The following is a 6,102-nucleotide window of genomic DNA, read 5'->3' on the forward strand; positions in this document are numbered from 1 at the left end:
AAATATCCTTTTGCCAGTCCGTCCCCACCAATATAAATAGCGCCCGGAAGGCCTACAGGAACCAATTGCAGGGTATTGTCCAGAATATAAATGGTCGTATTGTTGATTGGGGAACCTATATTGGATACTTTATCCTCTTTTTCTTCTCCTATTTTTTTAACCGTAGACCAAATCGTGGTTTCGGTAGGACCGTACATATTCCAGATTTCGGCACAAAGATTTTTTAGTTTTTTTATCAAAGCCATATTGAGCTGTTCCCCGCCGCACAATACTTTTAGTCCCGGAAGCCCTTTCCAGCCCGCTTCGATCAACAGCTGATAAAAACTTGGCGTGGCCTGCAGGACCGAAGGATTAATTTCATCGAGTTTTGCGATAATCAGTCCGGAATCCATTAACGTTTCATGGCTGGCAACATACAAGGTAGCACCAGAGATTAAAGGCAAAAAGAACTCCAGTATCGAAATATCAAACGAATAAGTGGTAACAGAAAATAAAGTATCCTGATTGGATATTCCGGGTTTCTGCTTCATGCTTAAAAGAAAATTAACCAGTGAGCGGTGCCCGATTTCTACACCTTTTGGATTACCTGTAGAACCCGAAGTGTAAATTACATAAGCAGTATCATCTGCCAATACCTCAGGTTTATGCGCCTGGTTTTGCGTATTGCACTGCGCTAAAAGAGTTTCAAGATTGATAATACTTTGAACATTTTCTGTTTCCAGATCAAGATTGATGCTGGTCTGGTTGACCAGTAACTTTACTTCACTGTTAGCCAAAATATAATTCAATCGGTCTACCGGAAATTTAGGGTCCAAAGGAATATAGGACCTGCCTGATTTTAAAATTCCCAATAATAAGGCCACCATGTTGGCAGATCTTTCCAGCATTACTGCTACTGAGGATTTATCCTCTGACCCAAATTCTGAAATAATATAAGACGCAATCTGATTGGACAGTATATCAAGCTCTAAATAAGAATAATTAACCACATCATCTTTTAGGGCAATCTGCCAGGGGCTTTTCTTTGCCTGTGCTTCAAACAAATCCAAAACAGTCTGCTCACGGGCATACTCAGTATCTGTGGAATTAAAATCAAATAATAGTTTCTGGCGTTCTTTGTCAGTCAGGTAGTTAATACTGTCTATTTGAAGCGACGGATCAACAAGAACAGATTCCATAAGGGATCTGAAATGATGCATCAGTCTTTCGATATCAGCACTTTCGTAGATATCTGTATTGTAATCAATTGAAAGCGTTAAACCTTCGCTTTCAACAAATTGAAAACTAATATCAAACTGCGATGTTTTTCTTTCAAATTCAAAATCTTCAACCTCTAAAGCATTTAAAGTTTCAGAAGAACTAAAATTTTCTAATTGAGTATGATTCTGAAGAATAACAATTACATCAAACAATGCAGATCTTGTAATATCTCTCTTTAAGTTTAATTTACCAATTAGCTCGTCAAACTGATAATTTTGATGTTCATAAGCCTCTAAAAGCGAGTGTTTTTGTTGCAGTAATAAATCTGAAAAACTGCTTTTCTCTTCTACTTGCGTTCTAATGGCCAGCATGTTCATATAGAGACCCATTTGATTTTCTAATTCAGGATGTTCTCTTCCTGCGATTGGCGTACCAATAATGATATCATTTTGACCTGAATACTTGTGTAACAAAACATTTATTCCGGACATTAATGTCATGAATAAAGTGACATTATTACTTTTAGAATATGTTTTCAGTTTAGATAAAAAATCTTCCGAATAATTAATTGTTAATGTTTTTCCTTTGTTAGTTTTTATTAACGGACGGGATTTTGAAATGATCAGATCCAATGCAGGAATTTCTCCTGAAAATTGATTCATCCAAAACTTTTCTGAACTTACATTTCTTTCTAAATTTGATTCGTCCCTTAGCCATATTGCGTAATCTTTATACTGGATTTTGAATTCCGGCAATATAAGTTCTTCTCCTCTTACCAATACATTATAACCCTGGATTATCTCATTAGAAATAATTCCGGAAGACCATCCATCACTAATAATATGATGTCTTGAGAAAAAGAAAACATGGTCATTTGCTGTTACTTTAATTAAACTTGCACGTAAAAGAGGTGCTTGTTGAAAATTAAACTCTTGATTATTTAAATGCTGTATGTATTCCTGAACAAATGTTTCGCTTTTATCCTTATTCGTAAAATCAACATAATTAATTTTGAATTTCACTTCACTAGCAGGCATAATATATTGTCTTAATTCGCCCTCTTTATTTGTTTTAAAATAGGTACGCAATATCTCATGTCTGTTAATTAACTGTTGAAATGAGTTTTCAAAAAGAGAAAAATCTATCTCGCCTTTGATGGTTAAAGCTACAGGCATATTATATGCCAATGATCCTTGTTCTAACTGGCTCAGCAACCATAATCTGTTTTGTGATGGTGATACCGGATAGGAATCTGCTTTTGGAGCTATTGGAATGTCTAAATAATTTTTTGATATTAATTTGCTGTTTATGCTTTCAATGGTTGGATTAGAAAAGAAATCTTTAAATGAGATGCTTTTATTTGTTTCTTTCATTATTTTATTGACTACCTGAGTCACTTTCAGGCTGTTTCCTCCCAGTTCAAAAAAGTTATCTGTAATTCCTACGCGTTCTGTTTTTAAAACTTCCTGCCAGATTTGGGCCAGTTTGATCTCTACTGCGCTCTCAGGAGCTATGTAGGTTCTCCCCGCACTATCAGCTGCGTCAATTGCAGGTAAGGCTTTTCGGTTTATTTTACCGTTTGATGTTAAAGGGATTTCGGCAATGCTCACAATGGAAGCAGGAATCATAATGCCCGGAAGACGTGATCTTAAAAATTCAAGCAATGCTGTTTTTTCTACCGCATCGGTTTTATAAACCACATATGCCGCAAGGCTTTGGTTTCCCTCTGCATCACTCACCACAGTGGCTACACCAGAGCTTATTGCATCATGGCTGTTCAGCACGTTTTCGATCTCGCTGAGTTCAATACGGTGTCCCAGAATTTTTACCTGATTGTCTATTCTTCCCTTAAATTCAATTTCTCCGTTAAAGTGCATCACTACACGGTCTCCGGTTCTGTAAAGTTTCTGGGGGCTGTCAGTAAAAGTATCGGCTATAAACTTCTGGGCGGTTAACCCTGCATTATTCAGATAACCTTCCGATACGCCCTCTCCTCCTATTAACAGCTCACCAACAACGCCTTGTGGACAAAGCGACAAATGCTCATCGACCACATAACAGCGGGTGTTTGAAAAAGGTCTGCCAATAGGTATTTTATAATAATCACGGTCCGCCTCTACCTCATGGAGCAGTTTGCCAATGGTGGTCTCCGTTGGCCCGTAATGATTGATGATCCTGATGCCCGCACGCTCTGATTGTATCTTTCTTACCAGATCAATGCTAAGCTCTTCTCCGCCAAATATGATCATTTTTAAAGGTGATCCAACTGCTGCTCCCAGTTCAAGGCCACGCCAGTACGAAGGCACTATTTTGATACAGTCAATACTGTGGGCCGTAAAATAAGCCTGGATATAATCTACATCCCTTAAGCTGCTTTTGGAAAACAGGTGAAGCATTTTTCCAAATACCAATGAACTAAAAAGAACCGTATTGCCCAGATCGGTAGCAATGGTAGACATTAATCCAAAAGATGTATTGCTCTCAATGGCTGTGGCACTGGACAAACCCGACACGTAATCGCTGATGTTTTTGTGGTTCACCAGAACCCCTTTGGGATGGCCCGTTGAACCCGAAGTATAAATTACATAGGCATGATCGGAACCTGAAATACTGATGCTTTTTGTACCGTAAACTACAGGGCTTAATTTGTCCAGCAGGATCACTTCAACATCCGTGTTGGCAAACAATGCGGCATCTGTTGTGTTGCTCAGCACATATTTTGACTGTGTGTCCGCAATGATAAACTCTATTCTTTCGATTGGATAATCAGGGTCTACCGGAACATACACCGCGCCTGCTTTTAAAATACCCAGCATGCCGGCAATGGCTTTATCTAAATGGCTCTCAAAGCACAAAATTATTTTATCTCCCCTGGATACCCCTTTATTTATAAGGTAATCCGATATTGAATTGACTTCTTCCAGCAAGGATTCGTAACTCACTTTTTTGTCCCCAAAAACAAGGGCGGCAGCCATTGGGTTGCTTTTTGCCTGTGCTTCAAATAATGCCGTGACAGGCTCTTTTGAATAGCTGGTAAGGGGCGTATTAAATCCAATTAAAAGTTCTTGTTGCTCCAAAGGCGTCAGGTAGTCAATCTCCTTGAGTAAAACAGCAGGGTTGGCTATGGCCTGGGACAAAAGGTGCTCTAAATGAGAAAACATTCTTTCTACAAATACCGCTTCATACAAATCCGTATTATAGGTAATGCTTAGTTTTAAGCTATCGCTTTGCGAGAAACTATAACTAAGGTCAAATTTTGAAGTTTTATTGGCTAATTCATAGCTGCTTACCTTCAGGTTGATCAGTTCTTCGGCCGTACTTAAATTCTCAGCCTGGTTTTGCAGCACTACCAAAACATCAAACAATGCCGAACGGCTCATGTCGCGCTTAAGGTCCAGATTGCCAATCAATTCATCCAGCGGATATCCCTGATGGTCATATGCTTCAAGGAGAACTTGTTTTTCATGGCGTACCAAATCCAGAAAACTGCCCTGGCTGTTTAATCTTGTACGAACCGCAAGGGTGTTAAGATAAAGCCCGATCTGGTTCTCCAGGTCCTGGTGTTCCCTTCCTGCAATGGGCGTGCCAAGGATGATATCATCCTGACCGGTATAACGGTGAAGCAGTAAATTGACTCCTGACATAAGGGTCATGAAAAGCGTCAGGTCGTGCTGTTGGGAAAAATGCTTCAAATCCTGTAAAAATCCTTTCGAAAAAGTATGCGTAAGGCTCTCTCCGTGATAACGCTGTACCGATGGGCGCGCTTTATAACCAAGATCCAATACCGGTAAATCACCGCTAAACTGACCCAGCCAGTACTGCCCGGAAAGCTGTAACTTTTCCTGTTGGGCATCTGAGGCCATCCATACGGCATAATCCTTAAACTGAATTCTTAATGCCTCAAGGTTAGCAGTGGTGCCGCTAAGCAGTGCATTGTATATTGTTACCAGTTCAGTCACTAAAATCTCCATCGACCAGCCATCTCCTATGATATGGTGTATTGATAACTGAAAAACATAATCCTCTTGTGTGAGTTGGGCCAGCGTGCCTCTGATCAAAGGGGCATTTTCAAGGTCAAACGGTGCATTGTTCTGCTGCTGCAAATACGCATTAAGCGCATCGCCCTGGGCATTTATTCCCGTAAAATCCTTTTGGGGGATCTCAAAATGTACCTCGGCGGCAGCCTTGACAAACTGCATCACCTCGCCCAATGGGGTGATTTGAAATGAGGTCCTTAAAATCTCATGGCGTTCAATTAATATCCTGAAGGCATTCTGAAAATGAAAATGGTCGATTGTGCCTTTGAACGCAACAGCCGTAGACATGTTATAGGCCAGTGACCCGCCTTCGAACTGGCTTAAAAGCCAAAGTCGGTTTTGTGAGGAAGTCAGCCGATACGATACTGCCGCTGCAGCTTTTGGAATGGGCACATAACCCGATTCCTGCAATTTACCGCACAATCCCTCAATGGTAGGATTGGAAAAGAAATCCCGGAAAGAAAGGCTTTTGCCCAGTTCCTTAAAAATATGGTTGATTACCTGCACCATGATAAGGCTGTGGCCGCCGAGTTCAAAAAAATTATCGGTAATCCCTACCTGGTCTACTTTTAAAACATCCTGCCAGATCACTGCCAGTTTAATTTCATGATCGCTCACAGGGGAAACATAAGCCCTGCGGATAATATCCGACTCTGAGATTCCAGGCAATGCCTTACGGTCTACTTTGCCATTTGGGGTCAGCGGCACTTTGTCAAGCGCCACATAAAAATTAGGGATCATATACTCCGGAAGCTCTTTTTGAAGAAAATGCCTCAAGTCTGATTTATCGATATTATCCTGGGAAACATAATACGCTACCAGTACTTTTTCTCCTTTTTGTTCCTGCACTGCAACTACAACCTGG

Annotated in this window: 1 protein-coding gene; it reads right to left on the minus strand. The window is 40.3% G+C overall.

Annotation, left to right across the window (positions count from 1 at the left end; translation table 11 throughout):
- Nucleotides 1–6,086: non-ribosomal peptide synthetase (locus RC62_RS01585; RefSeq protein ID WP_245176762.1), on the minus strand; the 6,086-nt coding region annotated here is incomplete at its 3' end.
- Nucleotides 6,087–6,102 lie beyond the last annotated feature (16 nt).

Source organism: Flavobacterium aquidurense, from assembly GCF_001404985.1.
GTDB classification, from domain to species: Bacteria; Bacteroidota; Bacteroidia; order Flavobacteriales; family Flavobacteriaceae; genus Flavobacterium; species Flavobacterium aquidurense_B.